Annotated in this window: 16 protein-coding genes; 10 read left to right on the top strand and 6 right to left on the bottom strand. The window is 46.2% G+C overall.

Going from position 1 to position 23,101, the window contains the following annotated elements; all coding sequences use genetic code 11:
- Positions 1-287: 287 nt before the first annotated feature.
- From QUB51_RS08925 to urtE, 5 genes are all read left to right on the top strand, one after another.
- Positions 288-1,442: an ABC transporter permease subunit gene (locus QUB51_RS08925; protein ID WP_333055600.1), complete on the top strand. Its 1,155-nt coding sequence runs from the start codon at positions 288-290 to the stop codon at positions 1,440-1,442.
- A 27-nt stretch (positions 1,443-1,469) separates the two neighbouring features.
- Positions 1,470-2,612 (top strand): urea ABC transporter permease subunit UrtC, encoded by a 1,143-nt coding sequence (gene urtC, locus QUB51_RS08920; protein WP_333055599.1) that lies wholly within the window; start codon positions 1,470-1,472, stop codon positions 2,610-2,612.
- 186 nt (positions 2,613-2,798) lie between these two features.
- A complete protein-coding gene (locus QUB51_RS08915) occupies positions 2,799-3,527 on the top strand; it encodes a TIGR00266 family protein (protein ID WP_333055598.1) in 729 nt (242 codons plus the stop codon).
- Between the two features lie 179 nt (positions 3,528-3,706).
- Positions 3,707-4,453, top strand: a complete 747-nt coding sequence (urtD, locus tag QUB51_RS08910) for an urea ABC transporter ATP-binding protein UrtD (RefSeq protein WP_333055597.1) — start codon at positions 3,707-3,709, stop codon at positions 4,451-4,453.
- Positions 4,454-4,664: 211 nt separating this feature from the next.
- Positions 4,665-5,363, top strand: a complete 699-nt coding sequence (urtE, locus tag QUB51_RS08905; RefSeq protein ID WP_333055596.1) for an urea ABC transporter ATP-binding subunit UrtE — start codon at positions 4,665-4,667, stop codon at positions 5,361-5,363.
- Between the two features lie 208 nt (positions 5,364-5,571).
- Here the strand turns inward: urtE and QUB51_RS08900 are convergent, their stop codons facing one another.
- Positions 5,572-6,294 (bottom strand): pentapeptide repeat-containing protein, encoded by a 723-nt coding sequence (locus tag QUB51_RS08900; protein ID WP_333055595.1) that lies wholly within the window; start codon positions 6,292-6,294, stop codon positions 5,572-5,574.
- A 185-nt stretch (positions 6,295-6,479) separates the two neighbouring features.
- Here QUB51_RS08900 and QUB51_RS08895 point away from each other — a divergent pair, with 185 nt between their 5' ends.
- From QUB51_RS08895 to QUB51_RS08875, 5 genes are all read left to right on the top strand, one after another.
- Positions 6,480-7,157 carry a response regulator transcription factor gene (locus QUB51_RS08895; RefSeq protein ID WP_333055594.1) on the top strand — a complete coding sequence of 226 codons (678 nt, stop codon included), beginning with the start codon at positions 6,480-6,482 and terminating at the stop codon, positions 7,155-7,157.
- The gene (locus QUB51_RS08890; RefSeq protein ID WP_333210694.1) at positions 7,123-8,520 is read left to right on the top strand and encodes a HAMP domain-containing sensor histidine kinase; all 1,398 of its coding nucleotides are present in this window, start codon (positions 7,123-7,125) and stop codon (positions 8,518-8,520) included. Before QUB51_RS08895 ends, QUB51_RS08890 begins: the two co-directional genes overlap by 35 nt.
- A gap of 46 nt (positions 8,521-8,566) precedes the next feature.
- On the top strand, positions 8,567-9,064 hold the full coding sequence (locus tag QUB51_RS08885; RefSeq protein WP_333055592.1) for a Fe2+-dependent dioxygenase: 498 nt from the start codon (positions 8,567-8,569) through the stop codon (positions 9,062-9,064).
- Positions 9,065-9,380: 316 nt separating this feature from the next.
- Entirely contained in the window at positions 9,381-9,965 is a 585-nt protein-coding gene (locus QUB51_RS08880; protein ID WP_333260818.1) for a PepSY domain-containing protein, read from the top strand.
- A gap of 234 nt (positions 9,966-10,199) precedes the next feature.
- Positions 10,200-11,447, top strand: coding sequence for an adenylate/guanylate cyclase domain-containing protein (locus tag QUB51_RS08875; protein WP_333058419.1), 1,248 nt, complete (start codon positions 10,200-10,202; stop codon positions 11,445-11,447).
- A gap of 65 nt (positions 11,448-11,512) precedes the next feature.
- On the opposite strand, the gene QUB51_RS08870 is transcribed toward QUB51_RS08875, so the two are convergent.
- The 5 genes from QUB51_RS08870 to QUB51_RS08850 form a co-directional block, all read right to left on the bottom strand.
- Positions 11,513-11,992 (bottom strand): chemotaxis protein CheW, encoded by a 480-nt coding sequence (locus tag QUB51_RS08870; RefSeq protein ID WP_333058420.1) that lies wholly within the window; start codon positions 11,990-11,992, stop codon positions 11,513-11,515.
- A 178-nt stretch (positions 11,993-12,170) separates the two neighbouring features.
- Positions 12,171-15,086: a hybrid sensor histidine kinase/response regulator gene (locus tag QUB51_RS08865; RefSeq protein ID WP_333260821.1), complete on the bottom strand. Its 2,916-nt coding sequence runs from the start codon at positions 15,084-15,086 to the stop codon at positions 12,171-12,173.
- A gap of 373 nt (positions 15,087-15,459) precedes the next feature.
- Entirely contained in the window at positions 15,460-21,252 is a 5,793-nt protein-coding gene (locus tag QUB51_RS08860) for a PAS domain S-box protein (RefSeq protein ID WP_333260825.1), read from the bottom strand.
- 90 nt (positions 21,253-21,342) lie between these two features.
- Positions 21,343-21,846, bottom strand: a complete 504-nt coding sequence (locus QUB51_RS08855; protein WP_333058426.1) for a chemotaxis protein CheW — start codon at positions 21,844-21,846, stop codon at positions 21,343-21,345.
- A 256-nt stretch (positions 21,847-22,102) separates the two neighbouring features.
- Positions 22,103-22,468, bottom strand: coding sequence for a response regulator (locus tag QUB51_RS08850; RefSeq protein ID WP_333231571.1), 366 nt, complete (start codon positions 22,466-22,468; stop codon positions 22,103-22,105).
- Positions 22,469-23,101 lie beyond the last annotated feature (633 nt).

The raw sequence follows: 23,101 nt of genomic DNA, 5'->3' as shown, positions 1-23,101 counted from the left end.
AAATATCTGCCAATAATTGACAATCTCAAAAACCCGCCCTTTTAATCGCAGTCACTCGATCGGACATGATATAACCGGAGTCTTCAAATTCCCCCTTAATATAGGGGAACTGGACTCTTCAAAGTCAACCCCTACTCCCCTTATTAAGGGGGATTTAGGGGAATCGAGATACTGAATCTAAGCATTTTTTATATAAAACTCGATGCTTAACTTGACACCAATGGGGTAAAATCAGCCCCTAATTATCCGCGAACAAAGTTAACCGACTTGATGCAGGAGTAACACAATTGGCGATATTAGATGGTTTATTTAACGGCCTTAGCATCGGCGCTGTTTTACTAATTGCAGCCCTGGGATTAGCGATTATTTTCGGGCTGATGGGCGTAATTAATATGGCTCATGGCGAGTTGATGATGCTGGGGGCTTATACAACTTTCGTAGTGCAAAATGTCTTCAAAGGTATCGGAGGATTTGCTTTTGAAACCTACATTTTATTTGCAATTCCCCTAGCTTTTTTAGTGGCTGCATTGGTAGGATTAATTCTCGAACGGGGAGTGATTCGCTATCTTTACGGGCGGCCGCTAGAAACTCTGCTGGCAACTTGGGGCGTAAGTTTAATTTTGCAGCAGTTTGTCCGCAGCGTGAGTTGGGTGTTGGTAATTGGGATTGCGGTGTTTTGTTTGCTGTTTTTTGGCGGTTTGCGGGTGCTGAAATCGCGCCTGGATTTCGATCGCATTCGCAGCACAATTATCGCCATAATTTTGCCTTTATCTTTGGGTATTTCCTGGGCGGTGAGCACCTTTTTAGGGCAAACTTACAAACTGGCCGTAACTCAACCTTGGTTTGGCGCTCAAAATGTGGACGTGACTGCACCGCAATGGTTGCGGGGCGGCATACCGCTGGGCAATTTTCAGTTGCCCTACGCGCGAATTTTTATTATTGTCCTCACCGGAATTTGTTTGGCGGGAATTTACCTATTTTTGCAAAAGTCTGTGTGGGGATTGCGGATTAGATCCGTGACGCAAAATCGCAGCATGAGTGCGTGTTTGGGTATTCCTACCGAACAAGTAGACGCGCTGACTTTTGCTTTGGGTTCAGGCTTGGCTGGTGTCGCTGGGTGCGCGATTAGTTTGATTGGTTCGGTAGGGTCAAATACCGGACAAAATTATATAGTCGATACCTTTATGGTGGTGGTTGTGGGCGGTGTTGGCAAGATTGTGGGGAGTGTAGTTGCTGCGATCGCGATCGGCACTGCCAATTACCTGATCGGTTCGGGAACTCTAGCATTAATGTTCGCTCCTATCAAGCCTTTAGCCGACTTCTTCACATTTTTCGCCACAACCAGCATGGCAAAAGTAATGGTATTCGCCTTAATTATGGCTTTTCTGCAAGTGAAGCCGGGAGGGATTTTCCCGCAAAAAGGGCGGACGGTAGAAAATTAAAAATTACAACTGCGAGTGTAGCGAAAAATGCAGAAAAAACATCAAAAACCCTGGGTAAAAGAAGCGGCAATTGTCAGCGCGATCGCCCTCACATTCATCTTACTCCTCCCAGGAATACTCCCCGACGTTCGGCTCAATCAATTAGGGCGATTTTTAGCACTAGCAATTGCAGCCCTCGGCATAGACTTAATTTGGGGATACACGGGTTTACTTAGTTTAGGACATGGGGTGTTTTTTGCGATCGGCGGCTACGCCTTCGCCATGCACCTAAAACTGCAAATTCCCCCAACCGCCAGCAGTCAATTGCCAGAATTTATGAACCTCTACGGCGTTACCGAACTCCCCTGGTTTTGGCAACCATTTTATTCATTTCCCTTCTCAGCATTAGCAATAGTTCTCATCCCCGCCATCTTGGGTGCACTTTTAGGTTATTTAGTATTCCGCAATCGGATTCGAGGCGTTTACTTTTCAATTCTTACCCAAGCAGCAACCATTGTATTTTTCAACTTCTTTAACGGTCAGCAAAAACTGATTAACGGCACCAACGGACTCACCGACTTTAAAACCTTGTTCGGAGCCACAGTCAATGACCGAGATACTCAATATATTTTCTACATTCTCACCATACTATTTCTAGCAGCAAGTTATGCCCTCTGCCGATGGCTGACCAGCGGACGCTTCGGTCGCCTGCTAGTAGCAATTCGCGACGACGAAGTGCGCCTGCGTTTCTCAGGTTACAATCCCACAGGATATAAAGTTTTAGTCTTTGCAATTTCCGCCGGTTTAGCCGGGATTGCCGGCGCATTATTTACCGTACAAACCGGAATCATTTCGCCAAAAGCAATGGATATTGCCTTTTCAATTGAAATGGTAATCTGGGTCGCAGTGGGAGGCCGCGCCACATTATCTGGAGCAATATTAGGAGCGCTGCTAGTCAACTTTGGCAAGAGTTTTTTGAGCGAACAATTTCCCGAAGTGTGGCTATTTTTCCAAGGCGCGCTATTTTTAATAGTAGTCACAGTCCTGCCCGACGGCATAGTCGGATGGCTGCAAGATCAAAGTTTCGACCAAATCCGCAGCTTGTTCAGAAAACCGAAGTACGTATCTACTTACCCCAGCCTGGAACAAGACCCCCAAGTGCAGCTCGAAAAAGAAGAACTTGAACATTGAGTGCAAAAATATCGTGTAATTTATAAGTAGGCTGACATAAATAAATGTCACCTACAACAGACAAACAAAGCAATCGCAATAGACTTGGGAAAATCTGCGTTTCTCTCTGAGGAGACGCAATATATATGTCCACCTACTTAGATATCCGTAGCAAGTAGCTTCGTTCTTTAACTTGAGGGACAACATATGGCAGATATTATTGACTACAAAATCTACGGCGACGATTTGCAACTCATCGAGATTGAACTCGACCCCAAAGAAGGCGTCAGGGCTGAAGCTGGAACCATGACATACATGGAAGGCGACATCCAAATGCAAACATCCACAGGCGGCGGCTTATTTCAAGGTTTCAAACGAATGCTGACAGGAGAGGGTTTTTTCATTACCACCTTTGTCAACGCCGGAAATCGTAAAGCCCGCGTAGCTTTTGCCGCCCCCTATCCGGGTAAAGTAATTCCCCTTGATTTAGGCCAACTTGGCGGTAAATTTTTGTGTCAAAAAGACTCATTTCTCTGTGCGGCCAACGGCATTGACATTGAGGTAGCTTTCACGAAGCGGCTCGGTGCCGGTTTCTTTGGCGGAGAAGGTTTTATTCTGCAAAAGTTGCAGGGTGACGGGCTAGCTTTTGTTCATGCGGGAGGAACAATAGTTGAGAAAAATTTGGGAGTTGGCGAAGTGTTGCGAGTAGACACCGGCTGTTTAGTAGCTTTTGCAGCGACTGTAGATTACGATATTCAGTTTGTTGGCGGGTTTAAAAATGCTTTATTTGGAGGTGAAGGCTTGTTTTTGGCAAAGATGACTGGGCCGGGAAAAGTATACGTGCAAAGTTTGCCACTCTCGAAGTTAGCTGAACGGATTTTAGCTGCTTCTCCACCTCCTATTTCGAGCAGCTCTAGCAGTTTTAGTTTAGAGTAAAATAACCATTTATGTGCTTGTGTAGGGTGCGTCAGCTAGCAGATTTTCCGGCTTACCCAGAGACTGTTAACTGACGCACCTTCTCAGAGAAAATCAGCGCTCTCAGGTGCGTCAGCCCACAGATTTTCTGGCTTACCGAGAGACTTTTAACTGACGCACCCTACCCGGAGAAATTACCTATGAATGGCAAAGTATTAGAAATAGAAAACTTGACTGTGAGTTTTGATGGTTTTAAAGCCATCAACGGTTTAAATTTTAGTATGGATGCGGGCGAACTGCGAGTTATTATTGGGCCCAATGGTGCGGGGAAAACTACTTTTCTCGATTCAATTACTGGGAAGGTGCAGCCGACTGAGGGCAGGGTGTTATTTAAGGGACAAAATTTACGCAAGTTGTCGGAAGATAGGATTTCGCGTTTGGGAATTGGCCGCAAGTTTCAGACGCCGCGAGTTTACTTGAATTTAACGCCACGCGAAAATTTGGAATTGTCTTGCAGTCGCCACAAAAATGTTTTTTCAACTTTGTTCCAGCCTGCTTCTGCTGCTGAAAAACGCACGGTTTCTGGTTTGTTAGAAACCATTGGTTTAGTTGCTAAGGCTGATATTTCGGCGGGTTTGCTTTCTCACGGGGAAAAGCAATGGTTGGAAATTGGAATGTTGGTGGCTCAATCTCCTGATTTGTTGTTGGTAGATGAACCTGTGGCGGGTTTGACGGATGAGGAAACGATGTTAACTGGGGAGTTGCTGATTTCGTTGGCCGAAAGTCATTCGGTGTTGGTAATTGAACACGATATGGAGTTTGTGCGGCAAATTGCGCGGCAGGTGACGGTGTTGCATCAGGGTGCGGTTTTGTGTGAGGGGACTATGGATGAGGTGCAAAATGACGATCGGGTAATTGAGGTATATTTGGGAAAACCTGACAGTTGACAGTTGACAGTTGACAGTTGACGTATCATCTTTGGTAAATTAACCACAAGATTTGTAGGGGCGGGTTAACCAACAATCTTTCATCCTCACCGACAATCTACAGAAACCCGCCCCAGCGACCAAATTTGAGCGCGGGTAATTCAACGGACACGAGGCCAATTACCAATTACCAATTACCAATTACCAATTATCCATTACCCATCTAAAAACTATGCTACAAGTTTCTAATTTGAATGTTTATTACGGCGAAAGTCACATTTTGCGCGATGTCGATTTAAGCGTAAATGCTGGGCAAATGGTTTGCTTGATCGGCCGCAATGGTGTGGGCAAAACTACGATGCTAAAAACGATTATGGGGTTGCTGCAACCGCGCAGTGGCACTATTGCTTTTGGCGGACAATCTATTGCTTCTAAGTTGACTTACCAGCGGGCTAGATTAGGCATTGGTTATGTGCCTCAAGGGCGTGAAATTATTCCACGTTTGACTGTAAAAGAAAATCTTTTGTTAGGTTTGGAAGCGAAACCAAGCAAAACCAAAAATCCTGAAGTTCCTGATGAAATTTTTGAGTTATTTCCGGTTTTGAAAACTATGCTCGATCGCCTGGGAGGTGATTTGAGCGGGGGACAGCAGCAGCAGTTAGCTATTGCTAGGGCTTTGATGGGTGAGCCGCAGTTGCTGGTTTTGGATGAACCTACGGAGGGGATTCAGCCATCGATTATTTTAGATATTGAAGCTGCGGTGCGCCGTGTGGTTGCGACTAGGGGAATTTCTGTTTTGTTGGTGGAGCAACATTTGCATTTTGTGCGGCAAGCTGACTGGTATTATGCTATGCAAAAAGGCGGGATTGTGGCTTCGGGAAGCACTAGCGAGTTAAGTGATGAGGTGATTCAGAGGTTTTTGGCTGTTTGATTCAGAAGGAAGGCACGACACGGATTTGGACACGGATACACGGATTAATTAACAATCTGGAAATGAGGCAGAGCCTCTAGGTGTTTATTCCCAGGCTCTGCCTGGGAACAAGGACAAGGAGGCAGAGCCTGGAAGGGATGCAGTCCGCGCACCATGCGGACTTTGTTTGACAAGAAGCGATTTCAATCGCGCCGGAAACGAGACTATATTATTGATTTTTTCTGCCGTCTGGCATTGTGGTGCCGGCCATACTTGCTCGATCGATAGTAGCGCCATCTATATTAGCATTGCGGAGGTTGGCATCGGAAAGATTGGCATCTCTCAAGTCAGAAAATCGCAAGTCTGCACCGTCTAGATTTGTCTTTGTCAAGTTAGCTTTTCTAAGGTTAGCGTTGCTGATTCTCGCTCCTACTAATTCGGCTCCGCTTAAGTTTGTGCGAGCTAGATTGGTGTTGACAAAATCTGATATCTCGAAGCGACTACCGCTGAGGTTGGCATCTGATAAATCCGATCCTGTCAGGATGGGATTTTTTAAGTTAAGGTTAACTAATTTTACGGCTCGGAGGTCGCAGCGGGAGCAGCTTTGAGTTAGCAGCAGCGTTTCGACGTTGGCGTTGATTTGGTCGATTTGTTGCTGGGAGAAATTTTCGGCAAATTGTGGGGAGACGTAGCCGAGCTTTTTGGGGTCGTTTGCTTTTGGTTGGGGTGTTTGGATTGGGGGTGTTTGGATTTGTTGGGGTGTTTGGATTTGTTGGGGTGTTTGTGGTTGGGGTGTTGGGATTGGTTGGGGTGTTGGGATTGGTTGGGGTGTTGGGATTGGTTGGGGTGTTTCTATTTGCCCGATCGCACTTAGTTGCAGCCCCACCTTCGGCAGTTCGAGAGTTGCTGCAAAAATTAGTAGGGCGATCGATAATATTGTGATTTTTCTCATAAATAAATAACAAGAGTGCAAAAATACCATTGATATTGTATGATACTCCGAAAAGCGAACGCCCTACATTGAGATCAATAAATCTCAACTTAGATCAAATACTTCGGAACCGTCTGGTGTGCCAATTATCTTTTATATTGCTGTTTAGCAGTCAGTATTTAGCAGTCAGTATTTAGCAGCGAGCTATGAAGATTCTGTTAGTAGAAGATGACTATCGCATTGCCCAAGCATTAGCAGAAGCCCTCACCGACCAACATTATGCCGTAGATATAGCCGCCGACGGTCAAGAAGGTTGGAACTTTGCAGAAGCTTTTACTTATGACTTAATTCTGCTAGATGTGATGCTGCCAAAATTAGATGGAATTAGCCTTTGTCAGCGCTTGCGCCGACAAGGTTTAAAAACCCCCGTGTTAATGCTAACAGCCAGAGACACCAGCAATGATAAAGTCATGGGATTAGATGCGGGAGCCGATGATTATGTCGTTAAACCTTTTGATTTGCCCGAATTAGCAGCAAGAATTAGAGCCTTACTGCGGCGGGGAAGTACAACTTTACCACCAGTATTAGAGTGGGAAAATCTGCGTTTAAACCCGAATACCTGCGAAGTTACTTATCGCGATAATTTGCTGCATCTTACACCAAAGGAGTACAGTTTGCTAGAATTATTCCTGCGAACAGGAGGGCGCGTTTTAACACGGAGTGCTATCCTAGACCATATATGGGCTTTTGAAGACTCGCCAGGAGAAGAAACCGTAAAAGTTCATCTCCGGGGTTTGCGGCAAAAACTGAAAGCTGCAGGTGCACCAGCTAATTTTATTGAGACTATTTATGGCATCGGTTATCGGCTCAACCAAAACCTCTAATCCCCAATTTCAAGCTTTGGGATGGCGTTTATTGCTATCTTACTTAACAGTAATGGTAGCTATTTTAGGAGCTTCTGCTATTGCTGTTTATGAATTATTTGCCAGCAGTCTGTATCAAGAATTAGACCAGAGATTGGAGGTTTTGGCTCAAGCAGCTTCTCACAGTTTAGTTGCGATCGAAAAGCAGCATATTTCAGAAAATCCAGAAAAAAAAGGCGATGAATCTGACCAAGAAAGTGAACAGCGCAATGATGATATTCAAATTGAACTCCATCGGAAAAAAGTAACGCGCCAGTTAGATAAAGACGGAGACTTAGACATTCCCTGGCAAAATCTGCGGGAACCAGATCAAGCTGTAGAATGGTTTAATGAAGCAGGTAAAATGTTAGGAAATTCCGGCAATACTTTACCGCCAGTACCGATAAAATCGGGTTTCCAAACCATACAAAACGGGCAAATTCGCTCGGCGACCATTCCAGTTTACATTTCTTATGATAATAAAAAGCAAGAATTAAAAGGTTATATTCGCACCAGCGAATCTACTAAAGAAGTCGAAGAAGTTCTCAGCAGACTCCGCTGGAATTTGGGTTATGGGAGTATTATTGTTATGAGCTTGACTGCGGTTGGTGGTTTGTGGCTGACTAAGCAATCTCTCAAGCCAATTGAGGATAGTTTTCAGCAGTTAAAACAATTCACTGCTGATGCTTCCCATGAGTTGAGAAGTCCGCTGACAGCGATTAAAACTTCTGTGGAAGTTATGCAGAGTCATCCAGAGAGAATTCATGCAGCGGATGTTAAGAAAATGGCGGCGATCGCCTCTGCTACTAAACAGATGACTCAGTTAGTTGAAGACTTACTTTTATTAACTAGAATGGATGCACCAGCAGCCAAGATCGCCCGCGAGTGGATAGCGGTGCCGTTAGATGAACTATTAGAGGATTTGCTAGATTTGTGGGAACTGCAAGCTCAAGAAAAGCAAATTATTCTCAAGTCAAATTTAGCCATTAATACGTCTGTAATGGGAGATGCTGCACAGCTAACTCGTTTGTTTTCCAACTTGCTCGGAAACGCAATTCATTACACACCAGCGGGCGGAAGTGTGACTGTTTCTCTGAGCAGACAGAACCGATCGACAATTGTGAGTGTAGAGGATACTGGTATCGGCATTGCTCCAGAAGATGTAAAGTTAGTTTTCGACAGATTTTGGAGAGCAGATCGAGCCAGAAATCGCCGCGAAGGGGGTTTGGGGATGGGATTGGCGATCGCCCAAGCAATTGTCCAAAGCCATCGAGGAGAAATTAGCGTTACCAGTCAGCTAGGAGTAGGTAGCTGTTTTCATGTAAAATTATCCTCAGTAGCTTAAGAGTTGATATTAATAAAAAACCTTAACTCTTCTTCCCAGATTCTCCTTGTTCACCGCTTTCTCCAATGCTGAATTTGTTGATGGGAAGTTAACAGCAGGTTGGTACGCCCAACAAGTAAAAAATAACGCTCAACTAAAAAATGATGCGGCTCCAACTCAAGAACTCAGAAATTTAGTCAACCAAGCACTAAAACGAAATTCTTTATTCCAAATAGCGGCGCGCCCTAAAGCGATGCGTCCGATTATGTTGAGTCGCTATCAGGGAGGAATGTACTACGGCACACATATTGATAATGCGATTATGGGAGATGAAGAACTAATGCGATCGGATTTGTCTCTCACTCTATTTCTCAGCTATCCTGCAAGTTATACGGGCGGGGAATTAGTGATTGAAAGTACCCAAGGACAACAAGCTTTTAAACTTGCTGCTGGTTCAATGGTTGAGCAGGACTTACGCAAGAGACCAAGGAATAAGGGCAACCACCGGGGGGATTGCCCCTACATTCACACGAGATATAGATGTCGTGCGTCCAGGACTATTTAGGAGGTTTTGGAGGCGGATGAAATACATTTTAGGTCTTTCCGAGTTCTTTACTTTGTTTTGTCATAGTAATTATGGTTATCAAAGCGGTACTTCAGGGAGTTTTAGCAATTATGGATACACAAGTGACGGCACTTTCTATCAAAATGAAATTATTTGCAACATGAATTACCCATTTTGACCAAAGAAACCGGGTTTTTTACCGAATCTGCGGGGATCACAAAATATTTTCGCAAAAACCCGGTTTCTGCCTACCCGTGCGTCCAAGAGAATCTGATTTGTCAACAACAAAACCTCTAAAAAATAGGAGAATAAATAGATGGCTAGGATTAATTTTCGCAAACTTCACCGCCAAGTTGCACCGATTATTTTCATCCCTTTACTATTGACTGCATTAACTGGTGTTACCTATCGGATCGCACAAAGTTGGTTTGGTATAGAAGATGATGCTGCCGAGATTTTTATGGTGATTCACCAAGGAAGCTATCTCGGAAAGGAACTCAGACCTTTTTATGTGCTTTTGCTGGCTTTGGGAGTGATTGGGCTGATAGTCACTGGTTTGACGATGACCAAATTTTTGGGTGGCGCACGCCCTGAAAGACCAGGTGCTAAACTTGATTTTCGTAAGGTTCACCGTATTGCTGCACCGATTATTTTATTGCCTTTAACAGTCAGTACGGTGACAGGTGTAATCTATCGAGTTGGCAGAAGCTGGTTTAAGATGCCGAAAGAGGTAGGAGAAGTTTTTTTGAATATCCACCAAGGAGAATATTTGGGAGATTTTTTGATGCCAATCTATGTGTTTTTGGTGGGTTTGGGTGTGATTTTGCTGCTGGTAACAGGAATCAATATGACTGGTATTTTTCGGAAACGTCGCCCGCAAACAACAGAGGAAGATAGCTAATATAGCCTTTCTCAGAAAAATGAGGTACTCATGGGCATAGGGCATAGGGCATAGGGCATAGGGCATAGGGCATAGGGCATAGGGCATAGGGCATATCTCACTTTTTTGAGAACCGCTATAGATTTTTTTTCCGGGAATGACTGATGAATATCGTGGTTTTAATCCTCTTTACAGTTGCATCTTTTTTGGGGAACTGGTATACAATAATTATCTGGTCACTGACCTTTAATTAAGATGATGAATAGAGGTATTGAAACGGCAAAAAAAAGTCTAAATTCAAAAAATGTATGGGAAAGTCGGCTACAAGGAAGTCGCACCAGTGCATTTCTCAGTGAAGTATTAAGTAACAGCGGTCACTTTTTAATTCTGAAGACTTTATCAGACTTGATATTAGCGGGTTTGTTCCAATTTATCACAGACCCAACTGAATATTTACTGATAGTAGCAATGCTTGTTCAGGCTTGGTATCTGTCGAGCTCGAAATGCCACCGTTTTTGGGGAAACCTGATCTGCGTTGGTATCTATACGCTGATTGATGTGCCGATAGACGGGCTAGATTTTTTCCAAAATCTGAGTCACATTGTCTTTTGGTTATTTTCTCTGATGATTGCTACTTTGCAAGGATTGCGATTCCATTGGGCTAAGGGTATTGATGATTGGCTGATTCCACTGGAAAGTTTGGTAAGGGCTCTGATGGTGGTAGCTTTTTATGTTGTGATTGGGATTAAGTCTCAATATTTAATTGCTAATTTAGAATTGATAGTGACATTTTCGCGGACGGCAACGCACTGGTTTCTTACTTGGAGTATGGTGTTTATCGGTTTGCTTTTGGGGTTGCAGTCACTACAGATTGTAAAACAAAGAAAGCAGCTAGAAAAAACAGCTCAACTACTAGGAAATATGGCAAAATGGGGAATGGGAAGTCATGTAGTAGACACAGCGCTTAATAATCCAGCAGGTTTGGCTTTTCAAAAGTGCGATCGCACGATTTTATTTATGGATATTCGCGGTTTTACAAGTTGGTGCGAAAAAACTTCCCCTGAGACAGTTGCAGCGGTTCTCAATGAATATTACCGTTGTGTTGAACCAGCAGCTTCTCAGTTTCAGCCTTTAAGAATAACTTTTACAGCCGATGAAATTATGGCTATTTATGCTACGCCACAACAGGGAATTGCTGCGGCTAAATCTATGAGTAAAGCTGCTTCAGAAATGCTTGAATTATATGGAATTGGTGCGGGATGCGGGGTGCATTGCGGAAGCGTTATTGAAGGGCTATTTGGCGGTGCAGATGTTCGGACTTATACGGTGATTGGTGATGTTGTCAATACAGCTAAACGCTTAGAAAGTGCCACGCCTGGTGGTGCAATTACTATTTCTGATGCTGTTTATCAAGGGATGTCACAACATCTAACGGTGGAACCTTGTGAACCGATAGTGGCTAAAGGTAAAACAGCAGCTTTAATTGCATGGCGGTTAATATAGCTAGCCGTCACGGATTGCGAACATAGAGTAAAAAAATGGCGATATATTCAATCAGAAAACTCTGATTATATCCTCTGGTGAAATAGCTCTAAGTTTAGATAAAAAACTTCTGTACCGTCTGGCGAGCGAATTAACTTTTCTACGGCGTTAGGGAGTTGATCTTGGCGGTACAATTCGGGAATTTCGCATAAGTTTTCTTCGGATATTTCCAATATTTTCGGCATATTAGGAACCGGAATTCCCAGGCGATCGCTCTTATTTAAACTGCAAACAATCAGGTAGTTGTTGTCGGCAATAGTCTGGATGCTGGGAAATATTTTAGATAAACTAATCAGCGTAATTAGTTCTTCTTGGTGTCGCACTAAACTTTGACCGCTATCTAAAAAACCGTAGGGAGTAAAGTCTTTAACAATACGCTGCACTCGTTCTATAGGAACAGCATAGTAGACGTTCCCCAGTTCAAAGGAAACCATTTTTTTAGGGGCAATTCTAACAGTGGCTTGTTTCTTGCTCCGAAAGCGGCGATTGTAATTGGCGTGAGTCATTCGATTTTAGATTTTAGATTTTAGATTTTAGATTGAGGATTATTGGATTGAAGATTATTGGATTTTAGTAGGTAAGTCGGCTGCGTAGTTGACCACTATTATTCGCTGGTGCAATTACTTTTGATCTAAGTTTTGTTTGAGATTAGGGATTATTTGAGTGGAGATTTGAGATTTTGGCTTAAATTATTGAGTGGTGGATTAATTTGGGTATAGCTTGTAAAAGTTGGGCTTCGCTGTAAGGTTTGGTGAAGTATTGATTGGCGCCTAATTCCATTGCCATTTGCCGATGTTTGGGCCCGCTACGGGATGTCAGCATGGCTACGGGAATCTTAGCAAACCGCTGGGTCGATCTGATCGATCGCAACAATTCAAATCCATCCATCCGAGGCATTTCAATATCCACGATCGCCAAACTGCAATCAAGACCATTTTGCAACTTTTCCAGGGCATCCACGCCGTCTTTCGCCTGTACCACCCGGTAGCGAGCACGAGTCAGCGTCAGAGACAACAACTGGCGAATTGTATAGGAATCATCCACTACCAAAATCTGCGGTGACCGACTCGCACTCGCCGGCATCTCCTGCACTTTACCGGAGACAGCGGCGATCGAACTATTTACCACAGGTTGGCCCACCAAATCGTCCACATCCAGAATATTCACCACGCGCCCGTCCCCCAAAATCGTAGTCCCCAAAACGCCGCGAGGCTTGGATAGAGGCGGTGGCAAAGGTTTAACCACAATTTCCTGCTGACCGATCAGCCGTTCCACGGCCACCGCCAGCATTCCTTCGGTAGAAGCCAAAACCAGGACAGGAATTTCCTCTTGGGTCAAAGGGTCAGGAGAGGGGGCATCCGGCGGGAGGACGCTGTATTCGAGCAAATCTTGCATCCTCACCAAACGAATAAATTCCTCTCGCCACCACAGCATCGGCTGATTGCCGGCAATGTGAACTTCCGACGCTTTAATGTGCAGAATTTCCTCGACTGCATCCAGTGGCACTGCTATTTTATTGTGATCTGTCTTCACCATCAAAGCATCAGTAATCGACAGCAGCAGTGGCAGTTTAATGATAAAACTCGTACCTTTTCCCAGGCGAGAGTCTACCTTCACAGTCCCCCGCACAGTCCGCAAATTTGTTCGCACCACGTCGAGCCCGACTCCCCGCCCCGAAAGGTCGCTGACCCCTTCTGTAGTGCTGAAACCCGGCCAAAACAGAAAATCGTAGAGTTCGGCAATGGAAAATTCTTGAGCTTGTTCCTCCGTAGCCAAACCCTTTGTGACAACTTTACGGCGAATCATTTCCGGGTCAATGCCTTTGCCGTCATCGGCGACAGTAATAATAGTTTGGCCGCCTTGGTGGCGGGCTTCTATTTCTATTTGACCGCTGGCCGGCTTGCCGCTTGCCTGCCGAACTTCGGGCATTTCGATGCCGTGGTCGAAAGCGTTTCTCACTAAGTGTATTAAGGGGTCGCGCAAAGCCTCGAGCAAACTTTCGTCAATTTTGGTATCTCTTCCCACTAGCAGCAGGTTGACATCTTTATCGTATGTGAGGCACATCTCCCGCAGCGCTCTGGGCAAGTGATCGACGGCGCGACTGAAACTCACGACTCGCAACTGCATGACGCGGCTGCGTAGTTGTTCGGTAATGCGGCGCAGTTGGTCGGTACTGCGCTCGAATTTCATGGCTAAGGTGTCTAATTTGGTGGCGGAGTGAGAAATTGCTTGGGCAGTTTCGATGACTTCTGCGGCTGTCGAGTGGAACTCTGTATAACGATCCATCTCTAAGATATCGAAGTGAGCATGAACCGGAGAGGATTTGCCGTTAGCAATCATGGGGAATTCTGGTTCTGCTGCTGCAAGTTTTCCCAATCCAGAGTTCCCGTTTCCCCCTCTCCATTCTGCAAAGCTCAGTCTGTCGTATTCTTCTCGCAACTGACCGCCGAATTGGTTTAAATCTACGATATTGCGGCGGATGCGCTTGACTTCGCCGCGCAGTTCGGATTCTTGAAGTTCTAAATTTGTACGGTTGATGACTAATTCCCCGACTAAATTCACCAATTCAGTTAAGCGTTCTAAGTCTACCCGGATTGTTGGCCTTTGCAGGTTGGGGACTGGGAGAGTCGGGGAGGGGGGGACAGTTGGGGAGGGGGAGGGGGAGATTTCCGGGGGAGTCGGGGAGTCGGGGAGTCGGGGGGAGTCGGGGGGAGTCGGGGAGGGGGAGATTTCCGGGGGAGTCGGGGAAGGGGAGGGGGAGATTCGGGGGGAGTCGGGGAGTCGGGGGGAGTCGGGGGGAGTCGGGGAGGGGGAGATTTCGGGGAGGTCGATCGCCCTTCCTTCCAATATTTGTTGGCGTGCGGTTTGCAAGTTTTGGGCGATCGCCCAACCGTCGGATTGCAACCGTTGTAGAGTCAAGTCGGGAGAGTCGATCAAAGCGCTGAGGGCGGCGGCGACTTTCCCAAAATCCGGCAATTGCAGCATTCCAGCCAAACCGGAGAGTTGGTAGTAAACCTGCTTGAGGGCGGTGACAGTTGTTGCCAAATCTGCCTCGTCAGCTTGGGAAAGCTCGGTTTCTAGGCGATTGAAGAGTGCCGGCACTTGCTGTTCAAAAATCAGTTTCAGGGTTTCCTGGGCGGGCGATTGACTGGCTGCGGTGACTGGCGACGGTTCTGACTTGCCGTACTTGGCCTGGAACTGGGCGAAAATTTGGGCGATCGCCTCCAAGTTTTCGGTTTGATCGGGAGTTGTGACATCGGAGTGTTGAACTGATTCGAGCGTAATCTTTTTGAGAGCATCCACCCCCTGCAGCAAAACACTCACAGTAGTCGGTTCCAGGGCCGCCAAGTCTGTGCGATCGCGCAAAATGACAAAACAGTCCTCCAGCGTGTGAGCCGCCGCCGATACGTTTTGAAAGCCCAACATCGAACCCGCACCTTTAATCGAGTGAGCCGCCCGAAACATTTCTTTAACGGCAGCTTGTCGCTCTTTCAAACCCGCAGCTTCCATCGCCAGCAGATTCGTCTCCATTGACTGAAGAAACTCTTCGCATTCTGCGGTAAAAGCATCTATTAATTCGTTTAAATCGTCATCATTCATATTAAATTAGTCATTGGTTAGCAGTCATTAGTCATTAGTCAGTTCTTAGATTATGTCCGGTTCATTTCAACCCGCACCACTCAAATAATCTGGTGAAACCGGGTTTCTTCCTAGATTTATCGTACTCAAACCGAATTTTTCGGAGAAACCGGGTTTCTTCCTAGATTTATCGTACTCAACCCGAATTTTTCGGAGAAACCCGGTTTCTTGCCCCAACGACAGAAATGCGAGCGCACTTTTTGCGTTGGGAGAGGGGGCGGGTTTATGCAGATTGTCGGTAATAATTCAAGATTTTTGATGAACCCGCCCCTACAGAATTGTGGTATTTAACCGGATTTAATATGACCAATGACTAATGACTAATGACGAATAACTAACTGCGGAAATTCGCCACCGACTTTTGCAATTGGCCCAGAGAACCAGACAGCTCGTCCAAAGATGCTTTGACATCCGCACCTTTTTGTGCAGTTGTATTCGCAATCTCGTTGACTTGCTGCATACTGTTAGCAATTCCCTCAGCCGAAACAGTTTGCTTGGCAGATGCGATAGTAATATTCTGCACCAAAGCATTCATTTCTCGACTAACTTCGATGATGGCATTGAGGTGAGTTTTGGCTTCGCTTGCTAGCTTAGTGCCTTCCACTACCTCCAGCGTCCCCGATTCCATTGCCTTCATCACGCGGCTGATTTCTTCTTGAATCGTACCGACAATTTCCGAGATTTCCTCAGTAGCGCCGGCGGATCTTTCTGCTAATTTCCGCACTTCTTCAGCAACAACTGCAAAGCCTAAACCTTGTTCGCCGGCTCGCGCCGCCTCAATAGTAGCATTCAGAGCTAATAAATTAGTTTGCGAAGCAAGTTGAGAAATCGAAGTCACAATTTTGCCAATTTGCTGCGAAGATTCGCCCAAACGCTTCATCATTTTCGAGGTAGAGGCGATCGTCAACCGGAGCCCGTTAATACCTTCGACAGCTCGATCGACCGCCATACCGCCGACTTCAGCCGTTTGAGAAGACTGCTGGGCAACGGTTTCTGCCCGCACCGAAACATCTCGCACGTCGCGGATCGAATTCACAATCCGCTCTATTTCGCGCATGATGGCAGATATTTTTGCTGCTTGAATTTCTGCCTGTTGGGTGAGTTGACTGGTATTGTTAATTGACTCGTCGGTGGCAGATGTTACCTGTTCGGCTAAAGTTTGAATTCCCGTTACTACTTTCCGCAGAGAACCGATTAAGAAGTTGAAAGAGTCGGCGACAGCACCTAAAACATCGTTAGTCACTTCCGCCCTGACTGTCAAGTCGCCTTGAGCCGCGCCTTTAATTTCTCCCAACAATTTAAGGACTTGCTGCGTCAGAGAATCAGCTTCAGCTTTACGTTCTGCTGCTAATTTTCCTAGTCGTTCTTCTGCCTCTTTGCGCTCGGTAATGTCAAAGCGAATGGCGATATATTTGACTATTGTGCCACTGGTATCAAAGATGGGGGAGATCGTCGAATCTACCCAGTAAAACGAGCCATCTTTGCGTCGGTTTTTGATTTCCCCTTTCCACACCAAACCGCGAGAAAGTGTCACCCACATTTCTTCAAAAAATGATTTGGGATGGTAGCCGGAATTGACGAGGCGGTGGTTGCGGTGCAGGAGTTCTCCCATGCTGTAACCGGAGATTTCAATGAATCCGTCGTTGACGTAGGTAATCATGCCTTGCAGATCGGTCTCGCTGACGATCGCCGATTCGTCTAGGGCATTTTGCCGCGTTTTGAGTTCTTGCAGCAAGCGTTCCTGTGTCTCGGCCAACTGCTGCATTTGCTGCTGGGACGATCTTTCCTGGGTGACGTTGCGGCAAACGACTACGCCGCCTTTGAGTGCGCCCGTTTCGTCTTTGAGTGGCCGGCCGGTAATTTTCACCCACAGGCCCTCTGGATTCCCTGCGTGGCGGGTGAAAACCTCTACGTTCTCAGGAGATTCTCCTCTAATTGCCCGTGTTAAGGGGATCTCGGCTGTGGGATAGGGAGTTACCGTATCGGGCAAGAATAAACCGTATCTTGCCGACCATTCGTCGGGAAGAGTATCTGTCGAACCCGTGCCAAAGATATCTGCGGCGGCGGGATTGAACAACACAAAATTGCCTTTTTCGTCGGCAGCAATTATGCCGTCGCCAATGCTATTTATTAGCAGTTGCAAGAGATTGGTTTGTTGCCGAAATTGGTCTTCGGAACGGGCTAATTGGGCTGTTGTTTTTTCCAGTTGCACCATCGCCTGTTTGCTTTCAGTAACGTCGCGAGCGACTGCATACATGAGCTGTTGTTCGGTTACAGGTCGCACTTTCCACGACAGCCACCTGTAGGAACCGTCTTTGCAGCGGTAGCGATTTTCAAAAGATTTTAATTCGGCGCCACTAGCTACTTTTTCCGCTTGTTTTCGGGTTGATTCGCGATCGTCTGGATGGACTAAATCGATATAATAGTTGTCTTCGAGTTCATGCGCCTTGTAGCCGAGTGTGTTTTCCCAAGAGGGATTGATACGCTTGAATTTGCCTTCAAAACTTATAATACAAATCAAGTCTAGGGAAAGGGTAAAAAATCGATCGCGCTCTTCTTCTGCTTTTTTGCGATCGGTAATTTCGATCGCCACACCGCCGACACCTATGGGTTTGCCGTCAGCTCCGGGCAAAGGAAAATATGACGCCAGCCAATCTCGCACGAGGCCCGGTTCGTTGACGGTTGTACCCGACACCTCAACGTTTAAAAACGGTTGGTTGGTGGCGAGAATCTGCTGCAACATCGGCTGTAGGGTATCGACCATTTGGGGTACAACTTCCCTCACCGTCTTGCCGAGGTGTTCGGCAACTGAGACGCCTGTGGTTTCCGCTAATTTCTCGTTAACTTGGACGAAGCGCAACTGCTCGTCAAAAATAAACATTGAGGCCGGGGCGGCTGTGAAAAATGCGTCAAACCGGGTTTGACGCAAAACTAATTCTCGTTCTAGGGCTTTGCGATCGGTGATGTCGCGAGCTTCGGGAATCAGCAGCACGACTTTGCCGCTGTCGTCTACGATCGGCTTGAGGGAGAAGTCCACAGTTATCACAGCACCCCCAGCAACGAGCACGTCGGCTTCGTAGCGGACTACCTCGCCGGCGGCGGCTTTTACGATCGCAGCTTGCACTTTTTGCTTGGCTTCTGGGGAAATTTGCCACCACAAATTATCTGCAAACTGCGTGCCTACGAAGTCTTCGCGCTCCATTCCGGCGATGTCGAGGGCTGTTTGGTTGGCTTCCAAAACGGTTCCGTCTGGTTTGAGCAGCCCCACTAATTGAAACGATTGGTCAAAAATGGCTCGGAACAGTCTTTCGCGATCGCGCAGCATCTCTTCTGCGCGTTTGCGATCGGTGATGTCGCGACTAACTGTTGCCAACCCGATCGGCTCGCCGGTTTCTGGGTTTTTGACCGTAAATAGGGTGAAGTCAACCGGAAAGTCTTCGCCGGTTTGAAAGTTCCTCAACCGGAATTCACCCTGCCAAAAACCGTCTCGCACAGTAGCCGGCACGATTTCTTCTTGGAAAATCTTACCATTTTCTACTGAGAAGAAGTCATACATACTTTTGCTTTTGACTTCTTCAATATTTGGCAATCCTGCTAGTTTCATTCCCGCGACATTCAGGTATGTTGCCTCTCCCTCCATGGTGGCAGTGCCGATAAAATCCGAGCTGCTTTCTACGAGCGAAATCAATCTTTGCTTTTCGATTTCTGCTTGCTTGCGCTCCGTGATGTCGTTGTTAGTTTCTAAAATTGCTTTCGGTTTTCCCTGTTCATCTCGCTGCAAATTCCAGCGACTGAATACGGTAATTTTGGTAGCATAATTGGTGGTGTGAATTACTTCTCCTTCCCAATAATCCTGCTCTTCTAACTGTGCCGAAATAGCGGCTAAAGGCTGGGGATAAATGGTGTGCAATAGAGTATGGGTGACTTTCCCCATGGCGGCTTTTTTTGTCCAGCCGTACATCCGTTCGGCTCCCTGACTCCAATAATTAATGGTGCCGTCCATATCCCGAACGATCAAGCCATCGCTGGCAAGATCGAGCATTTGCAAGTTCTGCTGCAAGGCTTCTTCTGTGCGCTTGCGTTCTGTAATGTTGCGGGCGATCGTTGAGATAAATTCAACTTCTGAATTCTCGGATTTGTGGGCAACAATTACTTGAGAAACTGGTATTTCTTCGCCGTCTAAACTCTGCCAAACTGTCTCGCCGCTCCACACCCCGTCCCGGCAAGCTGCGGGGATGCCGACGTTCACAAGAGTGTCGATACTTTTGGGGGATGTCAGGTCAGAAATGCGGATTCCGGTTAAATCGGCGTCCTCGCCAACTCCCAACATTTCTCTGGCTGCGCGGTTGATATAAATGGTGCGCTGTTGGGTGTCGGCTATGCCTACCCAGTCTGTTGTGGTTTCTAAAATTGCTTTGAATCGCAAGAGTTCTTGTTCAGATTTCCGGCGCTGTGTGATGTCGCGCGCGAAGCCGACCATTCCTAAAATGTTGCCTTCTGCATCTTTGAGGGGCAATTTCTGGGTGTCGAAGGTGTGTACTTTGCCGTCGGCTAAGGTGGCTAAGTCGTTGGAGGCGGGCGCGAGGTGGTTGCCGGCCCGGAAGTTTTGGATTTGGTTCTCGGAATCGGTTTCGGCCTGGAAGTTGGCGAAGATGCGATCGACCGATATACCAATTTCTGCGTCGTCTTTGCCGATAATTTCTGCTTGGGTTTTGCCGAAGGCGGCGGCGAAACCTGCATTGACTAGGGTGTAGCGCAAGTTTCGATCTTTGACAAAAATGCAGTCTGGCGTAGCGTCAATGACTGTTCGCAGCAAGTTTTGGGAGCTTTCTACTTCTGCCAGTGTCTGCCGCAGTTGTTCTTCCATTTGCACGCGATTGGTGATATCTCTAATCGCGCAAACGAGAAATTGTCTACCGTCGGCATCTACAAAGGTAGATTTTTTGGCGGAGACAAAGCGGGTGTTTCCTGCTTGGTCTGTGATAGTTTTTTGGATTTCGGTGCTGGTATTTGTCAAAAAAACTAATTCGTCTTTTTTTCGATATGTCTCTGCTTCCTGTTTGGGCAAAAACTGGTCGTAGGATTTGCCAATTAGTTCTTCTCTGCTGTGACCTAGGTGTTGACAAAAAGCATCGTTTAATATTAACCAGCGGTGCTGTTTGTCTTTGACGTAAATCGGGTCGGGGATGCTGTTAAGGATGTTGTTTAAAAATTTTTCTGAGGCTTTTAATTGCTCTTGTACTGTGGTGCGATCGCGAATTTCCTGTTCCAATTGTGCATTAGTTTGCAGGAGCTGCTCGGTTCTTTCATTCACTCGCTGCTCTAGTTCTGCCGTTAGCTGCTGCAAGGTCGCTTCTGTCTGTTTGCGCTGGGTAATGTCGCGGCCTTCGGCGAGGATTTGAAATACTTCTCCTGTTTCATTTAACAGGGGCTTAAAGGACACATCAATTACTGTCACATGGTTGTTGGGGCCAGTGATTTCGTATTCTTCCCGGACAAACTTGCCTGCCGAGACTTGTTTAATGTTCGTTTTTAGGCGCTGCTGGTTGGTTGGAGATGATGCCCACCCTGGTGTCAGCCAAAATTTCAGCCCCAGCACTTCTGATGCTTGGAAATCGCCCAATTCTAGCGCTGTCTGATTTGCTTCGATCAGAGTACCGTCTGGATCTAATACTGCGATCGCTTGAAAAGCTTGGTCGAAGATTGCGTGAAATCGCTGGGTAGTTTCGCTCAGTGCTTGTTCTGTTTCTTTTTTAGAGCTCAAGATTTGCTTGGAACCTACTAAGAATCCGTAACGGTTGGACAAACTCAAAAAAACGAGCGCCACCATTACAGTTATCCAATCGAACACACTTTGTGCCACCTGAGAGTGGGGCAGCCCTAGGTATTCGGCGGCGTGGCCGCTGTGGCCGAAAGCGCAGCTCCAAAATATGCCTGCTGTGGCTGTGGCGAAGATGTCGAACCCGAATTGACGGTTTCGCCACAAACCTAAGCTGATTATCCAGGCGATGGCAAAGTAACACACACAAATGATGCAATTAGCAGCTCCAATTACCACCGATTGGGAAAAGTCAGGCAATGTCAGAGTCAAAGTCGTTGCGATCCAGGTATAGAGAATTTCGATCATAAGATTAAGGATGGGCAAATCGGATGCGGGCGATCGTTAGTTAAATTTATTCATGCACAGCCGTTGCAGACTTATCTGTATTGTTGATTTTTACCAGCGTTCGGAATGGGCGATCGCTTCTACATCGACAATCATTAGCAAGCGTCCTTCGGAATTGTACAGACCTTTTAAGAATGGAGCTAGGTCAGGACTGACATCTAGTGCTGAGACAATGCGATCGGGATTGAGAGGTAAAACTCCTTCGACGCGGGAGACGGCTAATCCCAGGCGCATTTTCGACAACAATCTCACGTCTCGTGGATCGGGCGCTTCTACCACTAAGATGCGGCTGTTTGGGTGGTAGGTGTCAACCGACTCAATACCTACAAACAGTCCAAAGTCTGCCGCTGCTAAGATTTCGCCCCGCAAGTTGGTTAATCCCAGCAAAAATGGCTGGGTATTGGGAACCAGGGAAATCGGTTGTTCCTTGAGGGAAAGGACTTCCCGCACTGCCTCTAATTCTATGCCGAACAGACTGCCTCCTTGACCGAACAGGAGAAATTGCTTTGTTGCACTTGTCTGATTCCCCCCAGCGGGGGGAGCCGTTATTTTCATGGCTTATTTTTAGTTTCTAGTGTAGCTTACAAATTAGAGTGTTGCTTTGACCCTAAAGCCGATCGCCCATCGAGTTTTTCAGCATCACTTTGGGTGCCTCAAATGTTTCCGTTAAATAAATCGCGGTTGGGCAAATAAGCAGGTTTTTATCATTAAACATAAACTTTTATGGAATTCAAAAACCCAGTTTATTAAAAAAAACGGGGTTTGTCGGTATAATGTTTTTTGGGAAGCGGCCGATCGCTTTATATTCGGTTTACGCTGAAAGCAGGCGCTGCACTATGTGGACGAGTTGTTGAGGTTCAAAGGGTTTACTGACGTAAGCGTCGGCCCCTAAATCAGTTCCCCAAGCTTTATCGATCTCGGTGTTTTTATGAGTACAAAATACTACGGGCAATTTGGCAGTTGTGCGATCGCCCCGCAATTCTCTGATCACTTCAAACCCGTTCATTCGCGGCATCACTACGTCTAAAACGACCAAAGCCGGACGGGTTTTGCGGATCATGGCGATCGCTTCTTCGCCGTCACCTGCCCGGATCACATCCAATCCGGCATCTTGAAGAATGCGGCAGATGATTTCTAGTTCGCTCTTAACGTCGTCCACTACTAAAATTTTGGACATGATTCCCCACTTCCTTGCTGTTATTGACAGCGGACTATGTTTATTTAGAAGCTGACGCGATCGGCGGCGATGGGACTATACCGCTTTGCGGACAAATTAATGTACTTCCAAATACATTATATAGCCGATCCTAGGGCTGAAGGTTAGCTGTCAGCGATAAAAAACGATAAAAATTTACTTGACTAACAGAATCGCTCTGAATAAATTAATCGGCAATTAGTAATTGATTCGTGGTAATTCGCTGTTTTGAAACCAACTACTCTCAGTAGAAAGCTCCCTAAGCAGACAAAAGCCGGATATTCTACGTATTTTTTTTAGCTTGATTCCCAATAATCTAGTTGTGGACAGTGCCTAAATGAGGGTGCTAAAATATTTAAGTATCGGAATTAATAGCAATTTAAAAGGAGCCATAGCGAGATTACTACAGGTATTCAAATAAGTTTTTCTTGTTAAAATACAGCACAATCTCCCTGAGCAGTCGCTATTAGGAATGAGAATTAAATAACTTCCACTTTTGAAAGTGGGATGGGCGTCCCGCCCGTCCAAAAAGGACGGGCGGGACGCCCAACCCACAATAACAAATAAAATTGTAAGTTATTTAATTAGCGATCCTTATTTAATTAATTAGACGAG

Origin of the sequence: Microcoleus sp. AT8-A3 (assembly GCF_036705675.1) — a bacterium.
Taxonomy (GTDB): domain Bacteria; phylum Cyanobacteriota; class Cyanobacteriia; order Cyanobacteriales; family Microcoleaceae; genus Microcoleus.
Note: the sequence above shows the minus strand (reverse complement) of the source record. Positions and strands in the feature narration are given on the sequence as shown.